At 64.2% G+C, this 24,052-nt stretch carries 24 protein-coding genes; 13 read left to right on the forward strand and 11 right to left on the reverse strand.

Annotated features, from left to right (window positions below):
• Nucleotides 1–87: 87 nt before the first annotated feature.
• Both tonB1 and AC1RB9_RS28985 read right to left on the reverse strand, forming a co-directional pair.
• A complete protein-coding gene (tonB1, locus tag AC1RB9_RS28980; RefSeq protein ID WP_003121399.1) occupies nt 88–1,119 on the reverse strand; it encodes an energy transducer TonB1 in 1,032 nt (343 codons plus the stop codon).
• 92 nt (nt 1,120–1,211) lie between these two features.
• Entirely contained in the window at nt 1,212–2,180 is a 969-nt protein-coding gene (locus AC1RB9_RS28985) for a CobW family GTP-binding protein (RefSeq protein WP_003121400.1), read from the reverse strand.
• A 102-nt stretch (nt 2,181–2,282) separates the two neighbouring features.
• Here AC1RB9_RS28985 and AC1RB9_RS28990 point away from each other — a divergent pair, with 102 nt between their 5' ends.
• A complete protein-coding gene (locus AC1RB9_RS28990) occupies nt 2,283–2,651 on the forward strand; it encodes a hypothetical protein (protein ID WP_003099679.1) in 369 nt (122 codons plus the stop codon).
• Between the two features lie 152 nt (nt 2,652–2,803).
• Here AC1RB9_RS28990 and AC1RB9_RS28995 read toward each other — a convergent pair whose 3' ends face one another.
• Genes AC1RB9_RS28995 through dksA form a run of 3 tightly spaced genes read right to left on the reverse strand, consistent with a single transcriptional unit; the run spans nt 2,804 to nt 5,063 of the window.
• Nucleotides 2,804–3,445 (reverse strand): DUF1826 domain-containing protein, encoded by a 642-nt coding sequence (locus AC1RB9_RS28995; protein WP_003099676.1) that lies wholly within the window; start codon nt 3,443–3,445, stop codon nt 2,804–2,806.
• Nucleotides 3,442–4,644 (reverse strand): zinc metallochaperone GTPase ZigA, encoded by a 1,203-nt coding sequence (gene zigA / locus AC1RB9_RS29000; RefSeq protein ID WP_003458379.1) that lies wholly within the window; start codon nt 4,642–4,644, stop codon nt 3,442–3,444. Before zigA ends, AC1RB9_RS28995 begins: the two co-directional genes overlap by 4 nt.
• A gap of 14 nt (nt 4,645–4,658) precedes the next feature.
• Nucleotides 4,659–5,063, reverse strand: a complete 405-nt coding sequence (gene dksA, locus AC1RB9_RS29005; protein WP_003097086.1) for an RNA polymerase-binding protein DksA — start codon at nt 5,061–5,063, stop codon at nt 4,659–4,661.
• A gap of 112 nt (nt 5,064–5,175) precedes the next feature.
• Here dksA and AC1RB9_RS29010 point away from each other — a divergent pair, with 112 nt between their 5' ends.
• Complete coding sequence (locus AC1RB9_RS29010) at nt 5,176–5,592, forward strand: hypothetical protein (protein WP_003099671.1); 417 nt, start codon at nt 5,176–5,178, stop codon at nt 5,590–5,592.
• Here the strand turns inward: AC1RB9_RS29010 and AC1RB9_RS29015 are convergent.
• On the reverse strand, nt 5,570–6,763 hold the full coding sequence (locus AC1RB9_RS29015; RefSeq protein WP_481864878.1) for an N-acetylmuramoyl-L-alanine amidase: 1,194 nt from the start codon (nt 6,761–6,763) through the stop codon (nt 5,570–5,572). The genes AC1RB9_RS29010 and AC1RB9_RS29015 overlap by 23 nt on opposite strands.
• A 99-nt stretch (nt 6,764–6,862) precedes the next feature.
• Here AC1RB9_RS29015 and folE2 point away from each other — a divergent pair, with 99 nt between their 5' ends.
• From folE2 to AC1RB9_RS29030, 3 genes are read left to right on the forward strand one after another with little or no spacing between them, the layout of a single operon-like run.
• A complete protein-coding gene (folE2, locus tag AC1RB9_RS29020) occupies nt 6,863–7,759 on the forward strand; it encodes a GTP cyclohydrolase FolE2 (RefSeq protein WP_003099665.1) in 897 nt (298 codons plus the stop codon).
• Nucleotides 7,756–8,316 (forward strand): gamma carbonic anhydrase family protein, encoded by a 561-nt coding sequence (locus AC1RB9_RS29025; protein WP_003099663.1) that lies wholly within the window; start codon nt 7,756–7,758, stop codon nt 8,314–8,316. Before folE2 ends, AC1RB9_RS29025 begins: the two co-directional genes overlap by 4 nt.
• A 2-nt stretch (nt 8,317–8,318) precedes the next feature.
• On the forward strand, nt 8,319–9,656 hold the full coding sequence (locus AC1RB9_RS29030; RefSeq protein ID WP_003099660.1) for a dihydroorotase: 1,338 nt from the start codon (nt 8,319–8,321) through the stop codon (nt 9,654–9,656).
• Nucleotides 9,657–9,700: 44 nt separating this feature from the next.
• On the opposite strand, the gene AC1RB9_RS29035 is transcribed toward AC1RB9_RS29030, so the two are convergent.
• The 5 genes from AC1RB9_RS29035 to cfaB all read right to left on the reverse strand — a co-directional run bounded on the left by AC1RB9_RS29035 (nt 9,701) and on the right by cfaB (nt 15,833).
• On the reverse strand, nt 9,701–10,945 hold the full coding sequence (locus AC1RB9_RS29035; RefSeq protein WP_003458380.1) for a serine hydrolase domain-containing protein: 1,245 nt from the start codon (nt 10,943–10,945) through the stop codon (nt 9,701–9,703).
• An 86-nt stretch (nt 10,946–11,031) separates the two neighbouring features.
• Complete coding sequence (locus AC1RB9_RS29040; protein ID WP_003458383.1) at nt 11,032–11,430, reverse strand: DUF1850 domain-containing protein; 399 nt, start codon at nt 11,428–11,430, stop codon at nt 11,032–11,034.
• Nucleotides 11,427–13,451 (reverse strand): TRAP transporter permease, encoded by a 2,025-nt coding sequence (locus tag AC1RB9_RS29045; protein ID WP_003099653.1) that lies wholly within the window; start codon nt 13,449–13,451, stop codon nt 11,427–11,429. Before AC1RB9_RS29045 ends, AC1RB9_RS29040 begins: the two co-directional genes overlap by 4 nt.
• Nucleotides 13,452–13,525: 74 nt before the next feature.
• Entirely contained in the window at nt 13,526–14,485 is a 960-nt protein-coding gene (locus AC1RB9_RS29050) for a TAXI family TRAP transporter solute-binding subunit (RefSeq protein WP_003097103.1), read from the reverse strand.
• A gap of 163 nt (nt 14,486–14,648) precedes the next feature.
• Nucleotides 14,649–15,833 (reverse strand): C17 cyclopropane fatty acid synthase CfaB, encoded by a 1,185-nt coding sequence (gene cfaB / locus AC1RB9_RS29055; RefSeq protein WP_003099645.1) that lies wholly within the window; start codon nt 15,831–15,833, stop codon nt 14,649–14,651.
• 237 nt (nt 15,834–16,070) lie between these two features.
• On the opposite strand from cfaB, the gene AC1RB9_RS29060 reads away from it, so the two are divergent.
• The 8 genes from AC1RB9_RS29060 to AC1RB9_RS29095 all read left to right on the forward strand — a co-directional run bounded on the left by AC1RB9_RS29060 (nt 16,071) and on the right by AC1RB9_RS29095 (nt 24,041).
• Nucleotides 16,071–16,694: an HAD-IB family phosphatase gene (locus tag AC1RB9_RS29060; RefSeq protein ID WP_003099642.1), complete on the forward strand. Its 624-nt coding sequence runs from the start codon at nt 16,071–16,073 to the stop codon at nt 16,692–16,694.
• A gap of 457 nt (nt 16,695–17,151) precedes the next feature.
• On the forward strand, nt 17,152–17,886 hold the full coding sequence (locus AC1RB9_RS29065) for a tRNA-dependent cyclodipeptide synthase (protein WP_003158562.1): 735 nt from the start codon (nt 17,152–17,154) through the stop codon (nt 17,884–17,886).
• 2 nt (nt 17,887–17,888) lie between these two features.
• Nucleotides 17,889–18,857, forward strand: a complete 969-nt coding sequence (locus tag AC1RB9_RS29070; protein WP_003100204.1) for a 2OG-Fe(II) oxygenase family protein — start codon at nt 17,889–17,891, stop codon at nt 18,855–18,857.
• Nucleotides 18,854–19,795 carry a 2OG-Fe(II) oxygenase family protein gene (locus AC1RB9_RS29075; RefSeq protein ID WP_003100208.1) on the forward strand — a complete coding sequence of 314 codons (942 nt, stop codon included), beginning with the start codon at nt 18,854–18,856 and terminating at the stop codon, nt 19,793–19,795. Before AC1RB9_RS29070 ends, AC1RB9_RS29075 begins: the two co-directional genes overlap by 4 nt.
• On the forward strand, nt 19,792–21,222 hold the full coding sequence (locus tag AC1RB9_RS29080; RefSeq protein ID WP_003100210.1) for a cytochrome P450: 1,431 nt from the start codon (nt 19,792–19,794) through the stop codon (nt 21,220–21,222). The genes AC1RB9_RS29075 and AC1RB9_RS29080 overlap by 4 nt, the downstream gene beginning before the upstream one ends.
• A 25-nt stretch (nt 21,223–21,247) precedes the next feature.
• Complete coding sequence (locus AC1RB9_RS29085) at nt 21,248–22,129, forward strand: 2OG-Fe(II) oxygenase family protein (RefSeq protein WP_003100213.1); 882 nt, start codon at nt 21,248–21,250, stop codon at nt 22,127–22,129.
• 26 nt (nt 22,130–22,155) lie between these two features.
• Nucleotides 22,156–23,103: a 2OG-Fe(II) oxygenase family protein gene (locus AC1RB9_RS29090; protein WP_014603451.1), complete on the forward strand. Its 948-nt coding sequence runs from the start codon at nt 22,156–22,158 to the stop codon at nt 23,101–23,103.
• A gap of 47 nt (nt 23,104–23,150) precedes the next feature.
• Nucleotides 23,151–24,041, forward strand: a complete 891-nt coding sequence (locus AC1RB9_RS29095; RefSeq protein WP_003100219.1) for a 2OG-Fe(II) oxygenase family protein — start codon at nt 23,151–23,153, stop codon at nt 24,039–24,041.
• Nucleotides 24,042–24,052: the final 11 nt, after the last annotated feature.

Below are 24,052 nucleotides of genomic sequence, written 5' to 3' on the forward strand. Positions count from 1 at the left end.
AGGCAGCGAAGCCCCGTCTGCGAGACCTACCGGGAATAAAAAAACCGCGCTCGAAGGCGCGGCTCTTTTCGTTGTCAGAAAACCGCCTCAGCGGCGCTTCTCGATCTTGAAGAAGAACATCTTGGTCGCCTGGCGGGCGACGATCTTGCCACCACTGACACGCGGCTCGAAACGCCACTTGGCCATGGCCTGGCGCACTTCACGGTCGAACATGCGCGACGGCACCGACTCCAGCACCTGGATGTCGTCAATGCGGCCATCGCTGGTGATGGTGAACAGCACCTTCACCCGGCCTTCGATACCCCGGGCCTGGGCCATTCGGGGATAGACCGGAGGATCCATGCGCAACGGCTTGATGTCACTGTCGTTGAGGCTGCCGCTGGGCAGGCCGGCCGGACCTTGCGAGCCGCTGGGCGCGGTCTGCGCGCCGGGCGTGCTCTGCCCGACGGTAGGTGCGGGCGGCGGCGGGGCGGCGCTGGACGGGCTGGGCTGGCTGGATGCCTCTGTGCTCGGCTCGGGTTCCGGCTTGGGTTTGGGTTCCGGCTTCGGCTTGGCCTTGGGAATGGCGTTTTCCACCGGTTTGGGCTTGGGTTTCGGCTTGGGCTTGGGTTTTTCCACCGGCTTCGGCTTCGGCGGCTCCGGCTTGGGTTCCTCGATCTTCGGCGGCGTCGGCTCCGGCGCGGCAGCCGGCGGCTGCGGGGTCGGCTCGGCCTTCTTCTCGAGCTGGACGAAATTCACCTGCATGGTCTTCGGCAGTTCGCCGTGGCCAAGGTTGAGTTCGGCCGGGGTCGGCATCACCCACACCAGCGCACCGATGATCGCCACATGCATCGCCACCGCCGCGCCGGAGGACAACCACCAGCGCGACTTGGGCGGCTCGCCGGGGACGTCTTCGGGATCGCTGCCATGGGCGTAGGGGATCAGCACTTCCTCGACCGCCACTTCCTCGTCGCGGCGCGCGCCGGAGCAGTCCACCACGCGCAGGTTGGGTTCTCCGCGCTGGGCATTCACGCATGGCAGGGACTCGCTTTCGTCTCCCTGGGCGGGAGCGGTGGGGTGGTCTTCGGCGAGCGCGGCCAGCGAAAAACGGTCAGGCGACCGTGAAGGCTGTGGCGACATGAGGGCGACCTGCGGAGAAGTGAAAGGTAAGGAAGTAGAGTCTTCTGATAATTATTATCATTCAGTCGCGTCCTCAGGGCAACCTTGGCGGATCATTCCGCGACCATCCGACACGCCAGGAACGCCTCTTCGAGCGCCTTTTCATCCGCGCCTGCGGCGAGGATCAGTTCCAGCCGATTATCCCGCCGCCACGAGGACTTGCCCCAGTTATCCACAAACGGCGCGGCATTCGCTGCATACCAACCGTCCGCGCAATGCAGCACCGCCTTGGCTCGCCGCAGTCCGGACAGACGGTTCAGCCAGGCGTCCACTGCGGCCCGATCGAAACGCACCGACGGCGCCAGCCGCCAGCCGATGGCGAACTGGCCGTCCTGCTCGCGCACGGCGCGCAGCGGTCGCTCGGCAGGCAGCACCGTTCCCAACTGAGCAGGCGCCTCCGGCAGGGCCGCCCAGGTCGTCGCGCTACCTTCCCCGGCAACGCTGGTCGGCAGATCGCGCAATGCCAGGTGACCGCGCACGCTCCAGCGCAACGGCAGGACCGGCAGGCGCGCGCGCACAGCGCAGCGCTGCGTCGCGTCGAGCGTTTCGGATTTGTTCAGCAGCAACATGCCGGCCGCTTCCAGCGCCTGTTCCTGTGCCTCCGGCAGCGGTTGGCCGGAGGCCAGCGCCGCGGCATCCAGCACCACTACCAGGGGTTGCAGGGCCAGGACGCCGGACCAGGGAGGAGCCTGCAGCTGTTTCCACAGCGCCAGCGGATGTCCCAACCCGGAGGGTTCGATGAACAGCCGGTCCGGCCGTGCCCGACGCAACAAGCGACCGAGCCCCACCTGGAACGGCACGCCATTGACGCAGCAGAGGCACCCGCCCGCCACCTCGCCGATGGCCACGCCGTCGACGTCCGTGGCCAGCAGCGCGGCATCCAGGCCGATCTCGCCGAACTCGTTGACCAGAACCGCCCAGCGCTCGCCCGCCGGCTTCTGCGCCAGCAGCGAGCGGATCAGGCTGGTCTTGCCGGCCCCCAGGGGGCCGCCGATCAGGTGTGTGGGTATCTCTCGAAGCATCTGCGCAACCGGAATGTGAAAGCCTGTGGATCAATGCGGTCCTTGCCTGCGGGGAGCCCGGCCCCGTGCTAGAGTCGCGCCCGTCTGCAATGGAGTCCTCGCATGCGTCCGTTCCTGTTCTTCCTGTCCTGCCTGCCGGGCCTGGCCCTGGCCGAAGCCTGCATCGTCCATAGCCAGGCGAAGAATCTCGACGTGAAGGTCTGCCAGCAGAACCGCAGCATCCCGGCCAAGCTGTTCCGCGAAGGCTTCTGCCAGCCACAACTGCAGGGCCAGAAGGTCGAGGTGACGTTCGCCGAGGAATGTCCGACGGGCGCCTTCGGTGTCTGCCGCGACGCCAGGGTACCCAACGCGCCCTATCGGCAGGACATCTTCTACTACGGCATCGCGACCGACGCACGCTACCTGGAGCCGTTCTGCGCCAGCCAGAGCCAAGGTCGCTGGGAAGAGCCTAGCGCCGCGAAAAAGCCCTGAGCGCGTCATCAGCCTGTCACAGCGTCAGGGCTAAATGGGAGTCGGGTACCTCAGCACCCTTCGTCCCCATCCCCAAGGTAGGACGACTTTTTGGTGATAGGCCATCTGCGGATGGCCTTTTTTTATTCCTCGAAAGACACTTGTCCACAGGCTCAGGCAAGCCAGTCCAGGGTCAACAGCAGGCGCGCCAGCCCAGGCTCCGCTCGCGGCGAGCGATGCACCAGCCCGGCACCTTCGTTACCCTCCCAGCGTTCGCCCTTGAGCAGCGCCACGTCGCCCGTGGACAAGCTGTGGATAAGCTGTTCGTCGACAACTTCGGCCTGCGCTCCGCCAAGCAGCCGACGGTCCAGGCCGGACTCGTCCAGCCATTCGCTGGCGGCGCCCTGGTAGGTGGTGACCAGCCGCAGCGGCACGTGGTCGACGTGGAAACGCGGGCACATCGGTTTATCCAGAACGCGCAGGCGCAGGCCGATACGCCGCGCCCCGGTCAGGCAGGAGAAGGCCTCGACCAGCCAGCCCAGGTCGTCGAGGAAATCGGTTTGTCCCGGCAGTTGCTGCGCGTCGAGCAGGCCGTCCAAGACGGGTAGCCGTTCCTCTTCCATCTCCAGCGTCTGGCTCAGCGCCAGTCCCGGCCGGTTGCGCACCAGGGCGGCGGCGAAGTCGCGCAGCGCCGGGCTCAACCGGCGTGTCCAGACCGCCAGGTTGACGCCCTCGCGAAGCACCTCGGCCAGCACCTGGGGGTCGTCATCGAACGCCTGGCACGGCAACGGTTTTTCCTGCGGCAGTGCGCTCATGCGGCATGCCCCCAGTCCTCGAAGGGGTCGTCCAGGCCCTGCCAGCCGGGGATGCCCAGGTTCATCTCGGCGTCATCCAGCAGGCAGGCGTCCAGGGCTGCGCGCAGGGCCGCGAAGTTCAGGTTCTGACCGATGAAAACCAGCTCCTGGCGACAGTCGCCGACGCCTTCCTCCCAGTGCCGCATGATCGCCCGCAGGCCCTCTTCGTCCTGTGGCCACTGTCCGGTCGGCACGAAGCGCCACCAGCGGCCCGCCAGGCCGTAGCGCATCAGGCCGCCGGCCTGCGACCAGCTGCCGGCCTCGCGGGGCCGGCTGGCGAGCCAGAAGAAGCCCTTGGAGCGCAGCAGCCGCCCCTGCTTCAGCGGATTGTGCAGGAAGGCGTGGAAGCGCGCGGGGTGGAACGGCCGGCGCGCCCGGTAGGCCATGGAGGCGATGCCATATTCCTCGGTTTCCGGCAGGTGCTCGCCGCGCAGTTCCTTCAGCCAGCCCGGCGCGGACGCCGCGCGATCGAAATCGAAGCGACCGGTATCGAGGATCTTCGCCAGCGGCACCTGACCCATCACCATCGGCAGGATCTCCGCCTCGGCATTGAGCTGGCGCAGGATCGCCAGCAGTTCCTCGCGCTGCTCGCTGGAGATCAGGTCGATCTTGCTGACCAGGATCACGTCGGCGAATTCGACCTGGTCGATCAGCAGGTCGGTGATCGAGCGCTGATCCTCCTCACCGAGGGTTTCGCCACGACTGGCCAGGCTGGCGGCCTCCTGGTAGTCGCGGAGAAAATTCATCCCGTCGACCACCGTGACCATGGTATCCAGTCGCGCCACGTCGGACAGGCTGCGGTCCAGCTCGTCGCGGAAGGTGAAGGTCTCGGCCACCGGCATCGGTTCGGAAATCCCGGTGGACTCAATCAGCAGGTAGTCGAAGCGGCCTTCCCGGGCGAGACGGCCGACCTCTTCCAGCAGGTCTTCGCGCAGGGTGCAGCAGATACAGCCGTTGCTCATCTCCACCAGGCGTTCTTCAGCGCGGTTCAGGCTGACATCGCGCTGGACCTCGCTGCCATCGATATTGATTTCGCTCATATCGTTGACGATCACCGCAACCCGTCGGTTCTCGCGGTTCTTCAGCACATGGTTGAGCAGCGTGCTCTTGCCGGCGCCGAGAAAGCCGGACAGCACGGTGACAGGTAGGCGTTGGTTCACGGTTGGTAACCTCTTCAGTTGTGCCGCACGTGGCGTTCGCGCTTCTCCTGGCGCTCTTTCGCCTCGATGCAGAGGGTGGCGGTGGGACGCAACAGCAGGCGGCGCAGGCCGATCGGCTCGCCGGTTTCCTGGCACCAGCCGTAGTCGCCGCGGGCCAGGCGCTCCAGCGCTTCGTCGATCTTGTCGAGCAGCTTCTTCTCCCGCTCCAGCAGGCGAAGTTGCCATTGCCGTTGTTCCTCGCGGGAAGCCAGGTCGGCCTCGTCGCTGGGGCGTTCGAGATCGCGCAACTCGCCGAATTCGCCTTCGATGCGCGCCTGAAGTTCCTGGCGCTGACGCAGCAGCAGGTCGCGGAAGAAGTCCTGCTGGGCTTCGTCCATGTAGGCAGCGTCGGGCTGGGCAAGCAGTTCCTGTTCGGTCATGGGCTGAACCTGGGAAATTTAAAACGTTATACTATAACAATTAACACCACAATCGATGGCCCGCCAATCGCCTTCCGGCTACCCTGGGCCCACGTCATCCCGGGATCCACCGATGCGCCGCGTCCTCCGCCTTTACTGCCTGGCCCTCCTGCTGCTCGCTCCGGCGGCACAGGCGCAGGGCTTTCTTCCCGGCACCCGCCCGGCGGAATGCGCCTACCTACGTACCGTTCTGGCCTGCATGGATCGGCTGGGCAACCACTACAGCGTCGCCACCGGCGGCAACGACACCTGGCTGCGCGGCTACGACGCGGCGAGCGGACGACGCTGGGCCCAGACCAATACGCGCTACGGGCGCCTGACCTTCTTCAGCGGCATCGCCAGCGATGGGGAAATCTGGGTCGGCCTCAGCCGCAACATCGGGTGGACCAGCATCAGCCGCCTGAGCAGTTCATCGGGCCAGCGCCAACGCCTGACCTGCGGGCGGGTCAGCGGCTGCAGCGAAGGCCCTAGCCGGGAGGCTGCGCGCTGAGCGCCGCCAGGTAGCTGCCGGCGGGAGGGCGTTGCCGGAAGTAGCCCTGCACGCCAGCGAAGATCGCCTCGGCCAGGCGCTGGCGATGGCGTTCGTCCATCAACCGGCGACAATCGCCGCGATTCGAGATGAAGCCGGTCTCCACCAGGATCGAAGGGATGTCCGGCGACTTGAGCACGGCGAAGCCGGCCTGCTCGACACGCTTCTGGTGCAGCGCGGTGACGTCCGACAACTGGCCGAGAACGCTGTGGCCGAGGTCCAGGCTGCTGGCGATGGTCGAACTCAGGGCCATGTCGAGGATCACCCCGGCGAGTACCTTGTCGCGGCCCTGTAGCGGCAGGTTGCCGCTGTTGCCGATCAGGTCGGCGCCGTTCTCGCGCTCGGCCATCCAGCGCGACATGGTCGAGCTGGCGCCATGCTCGGAGAGGGCATATACCGACGCGCCGGAGGCGGTCAGTCGCGGCGCCGCGTCGGCGTGCACCGAAACGAACATGTCGGCGTTGTAGCGCCGGGCCACTTCCGGCCGCTTGCGCAGCGGGACGAACACATCGCCGTTGCGCACCAGGCGCGCCTTGAAGCCTTTCTCACGGTCGATCCGCCGCGCCAGCAGGCGGGCGATGGCCAGCGCCACGTCCTTTTCGCGCTCGCCCTTGCTACCGACCGCGCCGGGGTCCTTGCCGCCATGGCCGGCATCGACCACCACGAGGATGTCGCGGCCCGTCGAGGGTAGCGGGCGGGCCAGCGCCAGCATTGGCTCGGGGGGCGCCGCCAGCGCCTGTGGATATAGGTCCAGGACCAGGCGATGGCCCTTTCCCGCCTGCGGTTCCAGGGCGAAGCTGCGCGGCCTGACCGCTTGGCGCAGATCGAGGACGATGCGCGTCCCGCCGCCACCCAGTTGGCCACTGCGTATGGCGCGCACGGGGCCGTCCAGCGGTAGCTCGGAGAGCGTTGCGAGCAATTGCGCGTCGGGCAGGTCGAGGATCAACCGCTCGGGGGCCTGCAGGGAAAAGGTTCGATAACGCGGCGGGCCGTCCAGTTCCAGCACCAGGCGCCAGCTTTCCGAGGAATTCCAGGCCCGGGCCTGGCGGATTCGTAAATTGGCGCTGGCGGCCAGGAACGGCTGGAGGGCCAGGCCGGCGAGCAGGCTTTGCAGGAGACGACGGCGCTTCATCGACGAAATACCCGATTGCAAGGGTCGGCATTAGCTAATACGTTATATTATAACATTCAAGCCATTTCCAGGCCTTGCCTACCCTTCTTCGAGTTCTCCATGAATGCCTTGACGCTTCCCGATATCGCCCGCCAGACCACCACCGCCGATCTTCCCCTGGACTGGGTCGGCATGCAGGGCATCGCCCTTCCCGTGCAGATCGGCGGGCAGAGGGTCGCCGCCGAAGCCGATGCCGGTGTCAGCCTGGACGACCCGCAGGCCCGCGGCATCCATATGTCGCGCCTCTACCTGGCGCTGGCCGAACTGGAACAGGGCGAGCTGGACCTTTCCTGCCTGCGCGCCGTCCTGCAACGCTTCCTCGACAGCCACGCCGGCCTGTCGCGTCGCGCCTACCTGCGCCTACGCCTCGCGCCGCTGCTGCGGCGTCCGGCGCTGGTCAGCCCGCTGAGCGGCTGGAAACGTTATCCACTGGTGCTGGACACGCGCCTGGAAGGCGATGACTTCCAGGCCGAAGTCCATCTCGAGCTGACCTACTCCTCGACCTGCCCCTGTTCGGCGGCACTGGCCCGGCAATTGATCCAGGAGCGCTTCGACCAGGACTTCGCCGGACAGCCGCTCGATCATGCCAGCGTGCTCGCCTGGCTCGGCAGCAGCGCCGGCATCGTCGCCACCCCGCACAGCCAGCGCAGCAGCGCGCACCTGCGCATCGGCCTGGCGGAAGACTGCATCGGACTGCCCCTGGAAGAGCTGGCGGATCTCGGCGAAAGCGCCCTCGGCACCGCGGTGCAGACTGCGGTGAAACGCGCCGACGAGCAGGCCTTCGCCCTCGCCAACGGGCAGAACCTGATGTTCTGCGAGGACGCGGTGCGCCGGCTGCACCGCGCCCTGCAGGGTTATCCACAGGCGAGCCGGTTCTCCATACGGGTCGTCCATGCGGAAAGCCTGCATGCCCATGACGCCGTCGCCGAAAGCCATTGGCAGCGAGGTGCAGCATGATCCGCAAGAATCCCTCCGGCGACCTGCCGGTGATCGACGAATCGGCCTATGTGGACAAGACCGCGATCATCTGCGGCAAGGTGATCATCCAGGCCAACGTCTTCGTCGGTCCCTACGCAGTGATCCGTGCCGACGAAGTCGACGCCGACGGCGGCATGCAACCGATCGTGATCGGCGCCAACTCGAACATCCAGGACGGCGTGGTGATCCATTCCAAGTCGGGTGCCGCGGTGACCATCGGCGAGCACAGCTCCATCGCCCACCGCTCCATCGTCCACGGTCCTTGCGAAGTCGGCGACCGGGTCTTCATCGGCTTCAACAGCGTGCTGTTCAACTGCCGGGTCGGCGATGGCTGCGTGGTCCGCCACAACGCGGTGGTCGACGGCTGCGACCTGCCAGCGGGTTTCTACGTACCGTCCACCGAGCGCATCGGTCCGCGCACCGACCTGGCGAGCATGCCGCGGGTCAGCGTTTCCGCCAGCGAGTTCTCGGAAGACGTGGCGCGCACCAACGTCGACCTGGTACGCGGCTACAAGTCGCTGCAGAACGAGTTCTGAACATGCAAAGCCTGCTGATCCGCAATGCCCGGATGGTCAACGAGGGGCAGGTACGCGAAGGCGATCTGCTGGTCCGCCACGGTCGCATCGAACGCATCGCCGGCTGCCTGGAAAACTGCGGCGCCAGCCGGGAGATCGATGCCGCCGGACGCTACCTGCTGCCGGGAATGATCGACGACCAGGTGCACTTCCGCGAGCCGGGTTATCCACAGAAGGGCTCGATCGCCAGCGAATCCCGCGCCGCCGTGGCGGGCGGCATCACCAGTTTCATGGACATGCCCAATACCCGCCCGGCGACGCTGAGCCTCGAAGCGCTGGCGGAAAAGAAGCGCCTCGCCGCCGCCCATAGCGTGGCCAACTTCGGTTTCCACTTCGGCGTCAGCCGCGACAACCTCGACACCGTGGCCGCCCTCGATCCACGCGAGGTCGCCGCGGTGAAGGTGTTCATGGGCGCCTCCACCGGCGACATGCTGGTGGACGACCTGCCGACCCTGGAGCGCCTGTTCGCCAGCGTTCCGACCCTGCTGCTGAGCCATTGCGAAGACACGCCGCGGATCGAAGCCAACCTGGCGCGCTGGCGACAACGCTTCGGTGAACGTATTCCGGCAGCCGCCCACCCGCGCATTCGCGACGCCGAGGCTTGCTACCGTTCCACCGCCCTGGCGGTGGAACTGGCGCAACGACATGGCACGCTGCTGCATGTCCTGCACTTATCCACAGCGCGTGAACTGGCCCTGTTCGAGGACAAGCCGCTGTGCCAGAAACGCATCACCGCGGAAGTCTGCGTCCACCATCTGCTGTTCGACGACAGCGACTACGCCCGCCTCGGCCATCTGCTCAAGTGCAACCCGGCGATCAAGAGCCGCGAGGACCGCGACGCCCTGCGCAGGGCGCTGGCCGGCAACCGCCTGGACGTGATCGGCACCGACCACGCGCCGCACGCCTGGGCCGAGAAGCAGCAGGCTTATCCACAGGCGCCGGCCGGCCTGCCACTGGTCCAGCATGCGTTGCCGGCACTCCTGGAGCTGGTCCGCGAAGGCTGGCTGTCGCTGGCCACCCTGGTGGCGAAGACCAGCCACCGGGTCGCCGAACTGTTCGCCATCGCCGATCGCGGTTTCCTCCGCGAAGGTTACTGGGCCGACCTGGTGCTGGTCAGCGAACTGGAGCACCCGGCGCTGGCCAGCGCCATGCCGCTGCTGTCGCGCTGCAACTGGACGCCGTTCCGCCACCGGGCATTCCACCATCGGATCGATACCACCATCGTCTCCGGGCAACTCGCCTGGCACGCGGGACGCCTGTCCGACGATTGCCAGGGACTGCCCCTGCGGTTTTCCCGCTGAAGTCTTGTCCACAGCCTGCTGTGGATATCCGTTAGCCCACGGCCCTAGCGCAGGGCTTTCACCGCCGCGCCAAGGAAGGCATAGGTCTCCTCCTCGCGATCGTCCATCTCCGGCTTCGGCCAGGCGCTCCAGACCACCGCCACGATCTTCTCCTTGCGGTTGATGTAGAGGTACTGGCCGAAGATGCCCTGGGCTTCGAAGGCCCCGCCGTCATGCTCGGGCAGGGCCTTGGCGCCCACCGGGAAGGTCCACCACTGGTAGCCGTAGCCGAGCGCGTATTCGCCATCGTAGAGCTTGCCCGGGGCCAGGTGGGAAGTAGCCTCGACGCGACTGGCACGATCGACCCAACCTTCGGGGAGGATACGTTCGCCATCGATCACCCCGTCCTCGAGGACGAACTGGCCGAAGCGGCCATAGTCGCGCAGGGTCGCGCTCAAGCCGCTGCTGCCGATCTCTTGCCCGGCCGGCGATTCCAGTTGCCAGAAGCCGTCGCTCTCCATGCCCATTCGCGCCCAGATCCGCTCGGACAGGTAGTCGCTCACCGGAATGCGGGTCGCCGCGTGCAGCAGCTCGCTCTGCAGGTGCGACTCGCCGGTGCTGTAGGTGAAGTGGGTACCGCTCGGGTACTGCCGCGGCAGGCTCGCCAGCAGCCGCAGGATGCCACCGGGACGTTCGGCGAGCTGGGCGTCGAACATCTGCCGGCGGTCGGACTTCGGATCGCGATAGGTCTCGTTCCAGCGGACCCCGGAACTCATCTGCAGGACCTGCTCCACCGTCACCCCCTGGTAGGCGGAGCCGGCCAGGCTCGGCAGGTACTTGTCCACAGGCTGGTCGAGAGCCAGCAGGCCCTGCTGCACGGCGGCGCCCACCAGGGTCGAGGAGATCGACTTGACCACCGAGAACGAGGTCCAGCGCGTGCGTTCGTCGTTGCCCAGGCCGTAGCGCTCCAGGGCGACCTTGCCATCCTTGAGGACCAGCACCCCGCCAACGCGGTTGCGCCGCATGAAATCGTCGACGCCGTATTCCTCGCCGCCGATCCGGTAGCGCGGCGCGATGGCCACACCCGCCGGCAGCGGACGGACCTTGGTCCCCTTGTGGATAACCCGGGTCGGATAGACCTTGTCCATGTTCCGGTAGGTGTCCGGCTGGTATTCCGGGATCAGTTCATAGAGATCGGCGGCACGGCCGATCCGCGGGTTTTCCACAGCCGCGTCGGCGCCGGCCGAGCCGCTTGCCGAGACGAACAGTGCCAGCAGGGCCGGCCGGAAGACTGATATACAGCTACGCATGGACGTTTTCCTTATGACCGGAAGCAGCTCCGGCTTCGTCGTTTTTATGGATGTGGACTGGCGTCTCAGGGTTATCCACAGGACGTTCAGTCGCTCGGGTCCCGTATCGGACACGCCCAGAGTTCGACCGCCGGGCGCTCACGGTCCGGCGGACCGATCCAGCGCGCCAGCGCATCGCAGCGCCCCTGACGGCAGATCCGGTAGTCGCCGGCCTCCGGTGTGCGCCCCAGCCGCAACGGTTGCAACGGCGGCACCCCACGGTGGTAATGCCAGGCGCCGTCACGCAGCACGGCGCCCTCGGGAATCTCCATCCCCGCCCCGCTGCCCCGCACCCGGGCCTCTTCCAGCAGCAGGCCGCGCTCACTCAGGCGATAGTCTTCTTCCCAGAGCACCTTCTCGACCGTGTGTTGCCAGGCCAGGGTGAACGACTGCAGCGGCAGCGTCGCCCAGACGCTGCCGGCCATGCCCAGACACAGCGCGATCACGCCACCGCCTCGCGCGCACGCTGGCGCCAGAGGTGCCAGCCGATCACCAGCGCGCCGAGGACGAAGCCCAGCTCGTCGCTGATCGGCAAGGCCAGGACCAGGCTGGCCCCGGCGGCGAACGCCACCAGGCGCTCCCACCAGGCCAGCGGCCCCTGCAGGTAGCCGATGGAAGCCATGCCCCACAGGCCGATGGCCAGCACCGCCTTGCAGGTGACATAGAGCGTCGCCCCCCAACCGCCTTCCTGCAGCATCAGCGCCGGGGAATACACCGCCATGAACGGCACCACGAAACCCGCCAGGGCGATGCGCACCGCCCAGAAGCTGATCTTCAATCCCCTTTCCTTGGCGATCGGCGCGGCCGCGAAACAGGCCAGCGCCACCGGAGGGGTGAGGTCGGCGAGGATGCCGAAGTAGAAGACGAACATGTGCGAGACGATCAGCGGCACCCCCAGTTCCAGCAGCGCCGGCGCGGCGATGGAGCTGGTGATGATGTAGTTGGGGATGGTCGGGATGCCCATTCCCAGGACCAGGCAGGTGACCATGGTCAGGACCAGCGACAGCAGCAGGTTCTCCCGTCCCAGGTCGAGCACGTAGCTGGCGAAGGTGGTGGCGATGCCGGTCAGCGAAATCACCCCGATGATGACTCCCACCAGGGTGCAGGCGATGCCCACCGGGATCGCATGTCGCGCACCTTCGGCGAGGGCGCGGACGCAGATGCGCAGGGTTTCCCGGCCGCCACGGACGAACCAGCAGGCCAGGGCCAGGGCCGCGATCACGACGAAGATCACCCCGATGCCGAGGCGGAAGAACCCCGCGCAGAGCAGCCCCAGCGCCACCCAGAAGGCGATGCGCAGGCCGAGCGAGGACACCCGCAGGATGATCGCCGAACCGAGGATGACGATGGCGGTCAGCGCCAGGCCGATGGTTCCGGAGAACAGCGGCGTGCGCCCGGAGAACAGCAGCGCGATCAGCACCAGCAACGGAATCAGCAGGAACCAGCGCTCGCGGACGGCACCCCAGGCGCTCGGACACTGATCGCGCGGCAGGCCCTTTAGATCGGCCCGGCGGGCCTCGAGGTGGACCATCCAGTACACCGAGCCGAAATACAGCAGGGCCGGGATCAGCGCCGCCTTGGCGATCTCCACGTAGGGGACGTTGATGGTCTCGGCCATGATGAACGCCACCGCCCCCATCACCGGCGGCATCAGTTGGCTGCCCATGCTCGCGGTCGCCTCGACGCCGCCGGCGAACGCCGGCTTGTAGCCGAAACGCTTCATCAGCGGGATGGTGAACTGTCCGGTGGTGACCACGTTGGCCACGCCGGAGCCGGTGATGGTGCCCATCAGCGCCGAGGAGAATACCGAGACCTTGGCCGGCCCGCCGACCCGGTGACCGAACAGGCCCATGGCGAAATCGGTGAACAGGCGGATCATGCCGGCCTGCTCGAGGAAGGCGCCGAACAGGATGAACAGATAGATGTAGGTGGCCGATACGTAGGTCGGCGTGCCGTAGAGACCTTCGGTACCGAACGACAGCTGGTTGACGATCTGGTCGAAGCCGTAGCCGCGGTGGGCCAGGTCGCCCGGCAGGTGTTCGCCGAACAGGCCATAGGCAAGAAACAGCGCGCAGATGATCGGCAAGGCGATGCCCATCACCCGTCGCGCCGCCTCGAAGACCAGAACGATCAGCACCACGCCGACGACCATGTCGGCCTGGGTCAGCTCTCCGGAGCGCTGGATCAGGTCGCCCTCGAAAACCCACTGGTAGACCGCCGTGCCCAGGCCGGCCATGCCCAGCAACCAGGCCAGCGGCTGCCAGGGGCGACCTATGCCGAAGGCGGGATAGCTGATGTACACCACCAGCAACAGCAGTCCGACGTGCATTGCCCGCAGGACCTGGGTGGAAATCAGGGGAAAGGCCGCGGTGACGACCTGGAACACGGAAAAGGCCAGGGCCACGGCGAACAACGCGCGCGGCCAGTTTTCCGCCTCAAGATGCAGCCCGTTCTGATGATCGCTCATGCATCGACTCCCTACAGCCGGAAACGCGGGGAACCCGGTCCGCCGCACGGACCGGGGCTACGGAGAAACGGGCCTCACTCGGGCAGTACGCCCTTCTCCTTGTAGAAGCGCTCGGCGCCGGGATGCAGCGGAATCGGCAGGTTCTTCGCCGCCTTGTCCAGGGCGATGTCCTTGGCGGCAGCATGGGCGGTGACCAGGCGCGGCAGGTTGTCGAACATCAGCTTGGTCATCTGGTAGGCCAGCTCGTCGCTGACCCCGGAGTGGCTGACCAGGATATTGTCGATCGCCACCGTCGGCACGTCCTGCTCCTGGCCGTCGTAGGTGCCGGCGGGAATGCTCGCGGCGTGATAGGCCGGGCTGTCGATCTTCGCCACCACGTCCGCCGGGATCGCGACGAAGGTGATCGGCATGGTCGAGGCCAGGTCGCGGATGGCCGCCATGCCCAGGCCGGAGGATTGCAGCGTAGCGTCGAGCTGGCGGTTCTTGATCAGCTCCACCGACTCGGCGTAGGGCAGGTACTCCACCTTGCCCATGTCCTCGTAGCTCAGGCCGGCGGCCTTGAAGATCGCCCGGGCGTTCAGCTCGGTACCGCTCTTGGGCGCGCCCACCGAAATGCGCTTGCCTTTCAGGTCGGCCAGGGTCTTGATGCCCGAGGCTTGGCTGGCCACTACCTGGATATAGTTCGGATAGGTATTGCCGATAGCCCGCAGCTTCTTCAACGGCGCCTTGAAGCCGGCGTCGGCGACCCCGTTCCAGGCGTCGGCGACCGAGTCGCCCAGCGCCAGCGCCAGTTCTCCACGCCCGGCCTGCAACAGGTTGAGGTTCTCGACCGAAGCCTTGGTGGCCTGCACCGAGGTTTTCGCGCCCTGGATATCGTGCCCGTAGATCTGCGAGAGGCCGACCCCTATGGGGTAATAGACCCCGCTGGTGCCGCCGGTGAGGATATTGATGAAGGTCGGCGCGGCAAAGACCGCGGTACTGAAGGTCACCGTTGCGGCAAGCGTGAAAAGACCGAAGCGTCTGCTCAGCGACATGGGAAGTCTCCTGTTCTTATCGTTGTTGTCGCGCTGTCGCGGAAGCGTCCCGGCTTCCTTCGACCGCGCAGGACTTCGTGCAGACTAGACCGCCCCGCCACGCAGGACAATCAGCAAGGACCGATTGCGCGACCGGCTCCGCAAGGGAGCCGGTCGCCGGCGTTCAGGCGTACAGGTCGCGCCGCGACCAGGGCAGCTCGTGGGAGCCATCCTCGTGGGGGCGAATGGCGAGGATCTGGTGCAGGTTGATCCAGCCGCGCTTGAAGCCGTAGGCGCATCCGGCCAGGTACAGCCGCCAGATCCGCAGGGTTTCCTCGGGCACCAGGCGAGCCGCCTCCTTCAGCCTGGCTTCCAGGTTGGCGCTCCAGAAATCCAGGGTCCGGGCGTAGTGCAGACGCAGGCTTTCCACGTCGACTACTTCCAGCCCGGCTTCGCTCATCCGCGCCACCGCCAGCGACAGGTGCGGCAGCTCGCCGTGGGGAAACACGTAGCGATCGATGAAGTCGCCGGCCCCCTTGCCAACCGGGCGGCCGTCGGTGTAGCGCGAGGTGATGCCGTGGTTCATCACCAGGCCGCCGGGACGCACCGCATCGTACAGTTGCTGGAAGTACAGCCCCAGGTTGGCGTGCCCGACGTGCTCGAACATGCCGACGCTGACCACCTTGTCGAAGCGGCCATCGCGCGGCAGGTCGCGGTAATCCAGCAGCTTGAGGGTGACTCGGTCCTCCAGGCCTTCGGCCTTGACTCGCTCCCGGCCGAGCGCCAGCTGCTCCTTGCTCAATGTGATGCCGGTGACCTCGACGCCGAACTCGCGAGCGGCCAGGCGCGCCAGCCCCCCCCAACCGCAACCGACATCGAGCAGCTTCTCGCCCGGCTGCAAACGCAGCTTGCGGCACAGGTGACGGAGCTTGGCCAGTTGCGCGGTGGCGAGGTCTTCCTTGCCGGTCTCGAAATAAGCGCAGGAATAGACCATTTCCGGATCCAGCCAGAGCTGGTAGAAGTCGTTGGACAGGTCGTAGTGGTAATGGATGGCTTCGGCGTCGGTGTCCTTGTCATGGCTTTCGCGAACCGGCGGCGCGCCGCCATCGGGTTCGCCGAGCGCTTCGCTGAGGGCATCGCCGATACCGATGACCTGGCTGATCGGTCCTTCGATGTCGAGACGCTTCTCGACGTAGGCCTTGCCCAGCGCATCGAGGCTGGGATGGGTGATCTCGGTTAGCAGCGAGGGGTCGCGAATGACCATGGTTACCTGTGGATCCGGCCCCAGATCGAACGCCTGAGCATCGCCGATGCGGATCCGCAACGGCAGTTGCAGGGACAGCAACTCAGAGGGGAGCTGTGCAATCATGCCAAACCTCCTGGTCACAAGACGGGAACACTATAGTCCAGTACCTGATAGAGTTTTGCTATCGACTACTTAGCCTCCTATCTATCGATGCAAAACCCCTGAGCACTCCGATTCAGGTTAGCAGCCAGTCTGCCCATGGATAGTTGACAGTTCTGATATACAAACTTTCCCTTGCTGCAATAACGGAATGACGCATACACCCTGTCAAAGGAAGCGGAAGCGACATAAGGAATGCCGATGAACGAGACCGTATCCCTCGAAACACGCGAAGTACGCTTTCTCTCCGTGTTCGACTTCGACGGTACCCTGACATACCGAGACAGCTTCGTGCCCTTCCTGCGTTTCGCCTTCGGCAACCGGGTGTTCGTCCGCCGCATGCTGCGCATGGCAGGACCCAGCCTGGCCTATCTCTGCCGGCGTATCGACCGCGACGACCTGAAGGCGCGCCTGATCGCCACCTTCCTCACCGATGTGCCCGTACATGTGCTGGAAGAGCGGGCGCTGGCCTACCAGAACCGCTTCTGGGAAACACTGATGCGTCCCCACGCATTGACCGCGGTGGCCGACCAGGTCAGCAGCGGCAGCACCGTGACCATCTGTTCCGCCTCCCCTTCGCTGCTACTCAGGCCGTTCGCCGAGAAGCTCGGCGTGCACCTGATCGCCACCGAGCTGGAAGTGGTAGACGGCGTACTGACCGGCAGGATCGTCGGCCGCAACTGCCGGCGCGACGAGAAAGTCTGCCGCCTGGAGCGGCACTACGGTCCGCTGACCCAATACTCCCTGCGCGCCTGGGGCGACTCGCGCGGCGATACGGAACTGCTGGCGGCGGCGCTGGAGCGCTTCTGGAAACCGTTCCGCTGACCGGTTCGCCTCAAGGCACCGTAACCCACTTGAAACGGGACTGCTGGTAGCGCTCCCCCTTCGGAGCCGAAGAAAGCTGGCTGGCCTGAAACCATCGCCTGCGAAAAAGCCGATGCCCGCAGAAAAATAGCCTTTCGCCATCAACCGATGGCCAAAACCAGATCGACGTTTGGTCGGAACCGGCAAGAGGAATCTGGTCTGCCGGAAACCTCTTCGGTCATCTCGAAGCGGCAGTCAGCGAAAAAGAAAATTCTCGGTCTGGCTTGGACTTAGGGCTATTGGTGGCTATTTGCCCTATAGGGCTTCCGGCAATATCCGGAAATCTGGATTTCTTCTCCGCCCATTAAAATTAATAGTTGTTCGATATTCTACAGCGCTTACCCTCACAACGCCCAGAAGTTGCGAAAACCAATTTACGCAAATAATTCGAACAATTCATTATTTCTGGAATTAGCCAATGAACCTGATAGCGGAAGATTTCAGCACACGAAGCCTTCTAGCGGGTGAGCGGTATAAAGCGAAGATCGCTTTCGTTTCACCACACACCAGGCGTAACAGTTTTGAGGACGAGCCAAAGTGCTTTCTGGGCGTCAGCCTGGAAAATAGAAATTTCACTCCCAACCGCTTCCACTCCATGGTCGAGTGGGCGGCTCGGCGCTTTGAGAAATGCAGTATTTTGATAGGCGACCATATTCACCGGATTACCTTGCAGTCCACGCGGGACATGCCCGAGGAAGATGCCCGCCGCGAGGCCGTCAGACTGGGCGACGCGTTCATGGAGGAAAGCCGGCTCATCGTCGATGCCTACCGACACGCCACGGACTTCCAGTACATAACCTGTTCGGAGATCCAGGCCAGTACAGAATGCAAGGACTTCTATTCAAGTTTGCGTAACTATTTCCTGGAGCACTCTGGATTCCGAGATTCGGTGGAAAAGTTTGGAAGAAACTACCACCGGCATAATTGGGAGAAGTTGAGTGAAGAACAGCAGAGGCATCGCCTCGACTTTTCCTCGCGATATTTTCTCGAAGAGTTTTCCGTATTCGCCTGCCTAGTAAGAAAAGGCTTCAAAGTCATGGCCTATCCCGGTGCTTTCAGTACGTTGGCAGAAATAGCAGCGGGTGACTTTCCAGGAATGCTCGATGAATTGCAGAAACTTACCGTGGTTTCCCTGCAATTGAAAAGGAGATAGGAATGAGTTCCTCTCCCAAGCCGGTGGCCTGGCAATTGAACCGAGGTTCGATCTACCAGGATGTCTACGAGAAGAGAATCGATAAACGTCCTGTAGATACCCTGGCAAAACTGCAAGAGGCCTATCTGGAGGACGAGCATCTGGTCTTCCCCTCCGAACAAACCCGCGTGGCGGCGTTGAGAGATGGCGTTTTCCTGTTGCGGATACCGGACGATTTCCAGGTCCGCGACTGCGACCTGTTCGCCAGCAATTTCTTCAAGGGCCCGGCCATCGCCCCCTACGGTGCATTTCGCGAACTCACAGCGGAAACCTTCGACGATCCCCTGCTGGGTTTTCACGAACGAATCAACCAGATTGAGCAATTCCTGCTGGAACGACGCTTCTGGAAAACCCACTACCCAGAGGAAATCCTCCAGGCCGGCGAACAGCTGACCGCTTACAGTCGGCAGTTGCTGCGTGCCATCCTGTCGCTCACCGACATCGATCCGGAATTCTGGAGCCTGGCTACCGGCGGTGCCTCGGACGCCCAGGGTTCCTACCATTTAACCTTCAATCACTATCGCCCGCGCTTCGCGGGTGTCGGGCTGGCTTCCCACAAGGACGATGGGTTCCTGACGCTGTTACGCACCACCGAACCGGGGCTGGAAGTCAACCGCAATGATCGCTGGGAGGCGCTGGAGCCCTCACCCGATCATTTCGTGGTCAACTTTGGTCTCTCCATGGAAGTGCTTACTCGCGGCTCCTCCACACCCGTCAGGGCCATCATGCACAGGGTCAGGCATCAGACCCACGACCGCTGCAGCTTCGCTCATTTCACCTCCAGTCACTGCACTCCCGGCACCGAGGCAGGCATCTACAGCTATGCAACGGGAGAGGGACTCAGGAGAGTCTGCAGTTCGCGCGACATCATCGACGCGAACGACGAGGAGATCTACCAGGGTACGGTCATCAGGGAGACGGACAATCCATGAGCGGGCTTCCCCAGTTCCATCCCTGCAAGGCCTATCTGGATGATTCCAGGCACCTGGTCTTCAACCAGGCGGATGGCTTTGCGCGGGCGCTACGCGACGGCTTCTTCGCCCTGCGTATTCCAGAAGAACTGGATCTCGCACCAGGTATCCGCTTCGCCCAAGAGTTCTACCAACCTGCCGTGGAAGAGCCCCATGCAGACGCCCGTTACCGGGGTTTCAGGAACCTTCCCGACATCTATTTCGACCGGGAGAACTTCCAGACCGAACATATCCTTGCCGACGCCAGACAACGCCAGGCGTCGTTTCCAGACGAAGTGAACCGACTGTGCGAACGGATGCACGAGATCGCCCGGCTCATCCTGCGTGAGATCCTCGGCAGCCTCGGCGTAGCGCCACGGTTGTGGCCCGACGTCACCGGCGGGACCAGCGAAGGGAAGGGCGTCACCTGGTTCGCCGTCAGCCACTACCGACCCGAGCGCAACATGCAGGGCGCTCCAGCGCACAAGGACACCGGCTTCGTCACCGTCTTGTACTGCGACCAGCCAGGCCTGCAGGCGCGACTCGAGGAAGGATGGGTCGAGGTCCCCCCCATGGAAGGGCATTTCCTGATCAATTTCGGGGGCAGCCTGGAACTTCTCACCGCCAGGTTGCCAATCCCGGCCGCCGCGGTTCTCCACCAGGTCCGACAGAGTTCATCGACGGTGGAGCGGGGCGATCGCTACTCCTTCGCGGCATTCCTCAATCCACCTGCGACCGGCGCGCTCTACAGCCTCACCGCCGACGGCCAGCGCGCCGAGCCGGTCATTCCGGTAGAGACCTTCCTTCGCGAATTCAACGAGCAGACCTGGAAGGACAGCTATACCGATTTCGGCATCGCCGAAGGGCCTGGGGCCGCCGCCCCAGCCGACGACCACGCAAACCGGTACCTGCGCCCATGAACAGCAAAGAGAATAGCGCTCCCTTCCCCGGCCTCATCGCCCATCATTCCGGCTCTTGTCCGGCTACCGGACACGCCGAGGCTTTCCACCATGCCACGGTGTGCCAGGGCCTGGACGCCTCCACCTACTTCGCCCGTTCCGGCATCGCGGAACTGGCGGAGAACAACGAAGGACTCTGTACCTTCTGGCTCGGAGACGACCTGGCGCTCTACCAGACGACCAACGCGCCCCTCGTCGACGACGAGGATCTGGCGCCCTCGATCAATGCGAACGCCGAGCTCTTCGGTTCCTTCCTCGGTTCCCTGCCCGCGCAGGACGAGCGACGCAAGGCCAAGCGCGCCGTGGTCGAACGCGTGCTCGGCAGCAACCGGTTCGTTACCAGTCTGGACCCGCATGTACGCGAAATGGCCCAACACTACCTGCGAGAGGTGGCAGGTCGCTCGCTGCCCTTGCAGGACTTCTGCCTGCACATGGTAGCGCGCATCGACAGCGGGTTGCCCGGCGTCCTGGATTTTCATCAGAAGCCCCTGACCCACTACCTGCAAAGCACCGAATACGGAGTGATCGCCAGGGACTTCTTCGAGATCGCCTCGGAGGTCATCAGCAAGATGAATCCGGAATCGATCGAGAACGCCGACATGATCGTCGAGATGACGCGCGACATGCTGGATTCGAACTACGAATCGATTGTCCGGGCTCCTCCAACGAACATGATCCTCGCCCAGTTCGACTGCTTCTCCCGGCCCTTCACACGCGAAACCATACGAACGCTGGATGCCGCATCACTCAAGGAACTGGGTACGATCATCGTCGCGACCTATGACACCACGGCCCTCAGTCTGCTCTGGACGCTCACCTACCTGGAGGACAATCCAGCCGAGAAAGAACGTCTGCTGGGTGTAGTAGACAACCCGGAACAAGCGCTGGACGAGGCCTACCTACTGGTGCTTGAAGCGATCCGCCTGGGTGGCAGCAACCCCACTGCATTGTGGCGCCGGACCAACCGGCCGATACGCATCCGCCATCGCGGCACCGAGGTTACGATTCCCGCCAATACGATGCTCTGGCTCGATCGACGGCGGGCCAATCGCGACGCGTCGCTGTTCCCCCACGCCGAGCGGTTCGATACGGACAACATCCGGCAGCTCATCCGCAACCAGACCAGCCACGGCCAGGCCGTGTCGCTGCTGGCCAGGAACCGCTACGAAATCAACTCCTTCAACATGGTCAACACCCATAGAAGCCCGCGCAAATGCCCAGGCCGCCTGTTCTCCGTCAGGGAACAGGCGCTGATCCTGACGGAGCTGTACCGCCTCTACAAGGTCTGCGTGACAGAAGCCGACTCCACGCTGGCACCTCACAGTTCCATGCCGCGGCCCCGACGTTCGGGAAACATCATCCTCACTGCCAGGGCCGCCGCCCTGTGAACCTGTACGTCATGGAGAACGCTTGATGAGCAATATCCTTCCATCCGCCCGGATGCTCGACGGCATGCTGCACTTCAAGGAAGAAGACGGTTTCAGTCGCGCGCGCAAGCTAGGTGCCTTCCACCTCGAGCACCCACGGGGCTGGGACTTTTCGGCCGGCATCGCCCTGGCCCAGAGCTATTATCTGGAACCCGAGGTAGACGCCGACAACGCCTTCCGGGGGTTCCATCGCAAGGATCTCGGCAAGTCCCTGCTGGGCTATTCCCGCACAGGTGCCGACCAGGACGAACTGCTGCAGATCGAATGCGGCCTGTGGCGGGAATATCTTCCCGCCCCCGCCGCCGACCTGCTTTGGGCAATGAACGACCTGAACCGCAGTGTTCTCTCGCAACTGTTCGCGCTGGTCGGCATCGAGGAAAGACATTTCGACCTGATAGCCGGCGGCATGTCTTCCAACCAGGCGCTGCAGTACTGCATCTTCAATCATTTCCGCGCTGACAGCGCCCACCCGGTGGGTCTCACCGCCCACAAGGACAGCGGTTTTACCACCCTGCTCTACACCACGGAGCCTGGGCTGGAGTCGCTGGAAAATGGCTCCTGGATTCCTTTCGATCCCATGCCCGGCCATTTCACCCTGGTACTTGGACACTCCTTCGAACTCCTAACCGAGAAGTCCGCCACCCCTGTCCAGGCCAGCTATCACCGCGTCCGCAGAATGGAACCGCAAGAGCGAAAAGCGGACAGGTTCACCTTCGGTTCCTACATCGGTCCGCGCTGGGACCAGGACCTGTACCAGATCAGCGGCGAGACCGTTAAGCCGGTGCAATCCTTCCTCGAGTTTCAGAAACGCAAAGCCGCGGAAATGGGTTACGAATTCCATCCCAAGGTGGAGACGGCTCATCGCTGAGCCCATACATCCTTCAGGAGGCGCCAGTGAACACGAAACCGAAAACCGCCAGCTCTCCGACGCTACGCGCTCCGGTCAACCTTCCGGCAATGCCACTGGAGAGCCAGGTCCACCAATACCCACCCATCGAGATGGCGCGATCGCGCCTGCTGGAAAGCAGACTCGTCTTCGATCATCCAGACGGCTTCGAACAGGCGCGCAGGCACGGCTTCTTCCTGCTGGAAGTTCCAGCTCGGATGGACTTCTGCCCTGGCGACCTATTCGTCCGCAATTGCTTCCTTCCCCGAGCAGAGGGCGCCTTGTCCACCTATACGGGGTTCAAGGAATGCCAGATACCAGGGGCCTACCAAGGCTATTTCGACAGGGAGCACGATCAGTGGGAGAACGTCTACATCGAACGAGGCAACTGGTCTCTTATACCTGAGGCCGTGGCTGCACTGGGCGTACAAATGGCGGAGCTGGGTATTGGCGTCCTGCGCGCGGTGCTCGCGGAGCTAGACATCCCCCGCGCGGAATGGGCACGCCTGACCAGCGGCCTGTCCGAAGGACAGGGCCACCAGATGTTCGGCTTCAATCATTTCCGCGCCAGCAAGCCGATCCGTGGTTCCAAGTTCCATCGAGACTCGGGCTGGGTCACCGTCCTGCGCTCCACCGAACCCGGACTGATCGCCTATATCGACGGCCAGCTCCGCTCGATCAACCCACTGCCTGGCCATCTCATCATCAACTTCGGCAGTTCCATGGAAGTGCTTTCCGAACACCTGTCGAGAAAGGTCCACGCTAATGTCCACGGGGTAGCCCGCACCGAGCGCGCGAGCCCGGACGAACGCTACTCCTATGTCGTTTTCCTGGATAGCGATCTGGGCGGCGACATCTACCGATACGGTCCGGCCGGAGCCCAGAAGGTACAGACGGTCCTCGAATTCGCCGAACAGGAGGTCAGCCGGACCTACAACGACGACATCCTCCTCTGACCCCATGCCATAGGAGTTCACCCAACCGGTCCCGGGGATGACAAACGATGAACCCAAACGCCACCTATGCTCTGGCTTCGGCCGAACTGATCGACGGAAAGCTACGCTTCGACAGCAGCGATGGCTTCGCCCGCGCCATCGCCGACGGGTTCTTCTTCGTCAAGTCACCGAGCCTGGACCTGGCAGCCGGCGATACCTTCGCCCGCAACTTCTACCTGCCTCGCCAGGAGGGCCTCGGCGCGCCCTACCAGGGTTTCTCGCAGTGGACCGAAGATCGGCTGGCGCGCCGGGAAGGATATTTCTCCCGCGACGTCGACCAGGTCGAGCAGTTCTTCCTCGAGAGCCGATTCTGGCAGACAGTGTTCCCAGGCCCTTTGCTGCGGCAGGCCGAACGGATGCGGAGTTTCAGTCTCGAGGTGCTGCGGGCCGTACTCGCGGAACTGGACCTGCCGGTAGAGCTGTGGGACGAGGCCACGGGACGCTGCCTCTCCATGCAAGGCACCTATCACCTGACCTTTAACCATTTCCGCAGCCACGTCCGGGCCCGCGGGCTGAATGTGCACAAGGACTCGGGTTGGGTGACCATCCTGCGCTCGCTGGAGCCTGGACTTGAGGTTCTTCGCGAGGGAGACTGGCTGCCGGTCTCGCCCCGTCCCGGCGAATTCATCGTCAACTTCGGCTGCGCGATGGAGATACTGACCCGTCACTCGGCCACTCCTGTCGCCGCCGTCGCTCACCGAGTGCAGGAACAATTGCCAGGCCAAGCCGATCGCTTCTCCTATGCCCTGTTCGTGGATAGCAGCCTGGACCCACGGACATGCCCTGGCCTGTTTCGCTATCTTCCAGGCCACGGCCTGGTGCTGGAAGCAGATTTCGAAATGTTCCTCAACGAAATTCTGCACAATACTTACCAAGAGAATACCCAGGGTCTATATTGACCCTCCTCCCC

The organism is Pseudomonas sp. 20-5 (assembly GCF_056782835.1).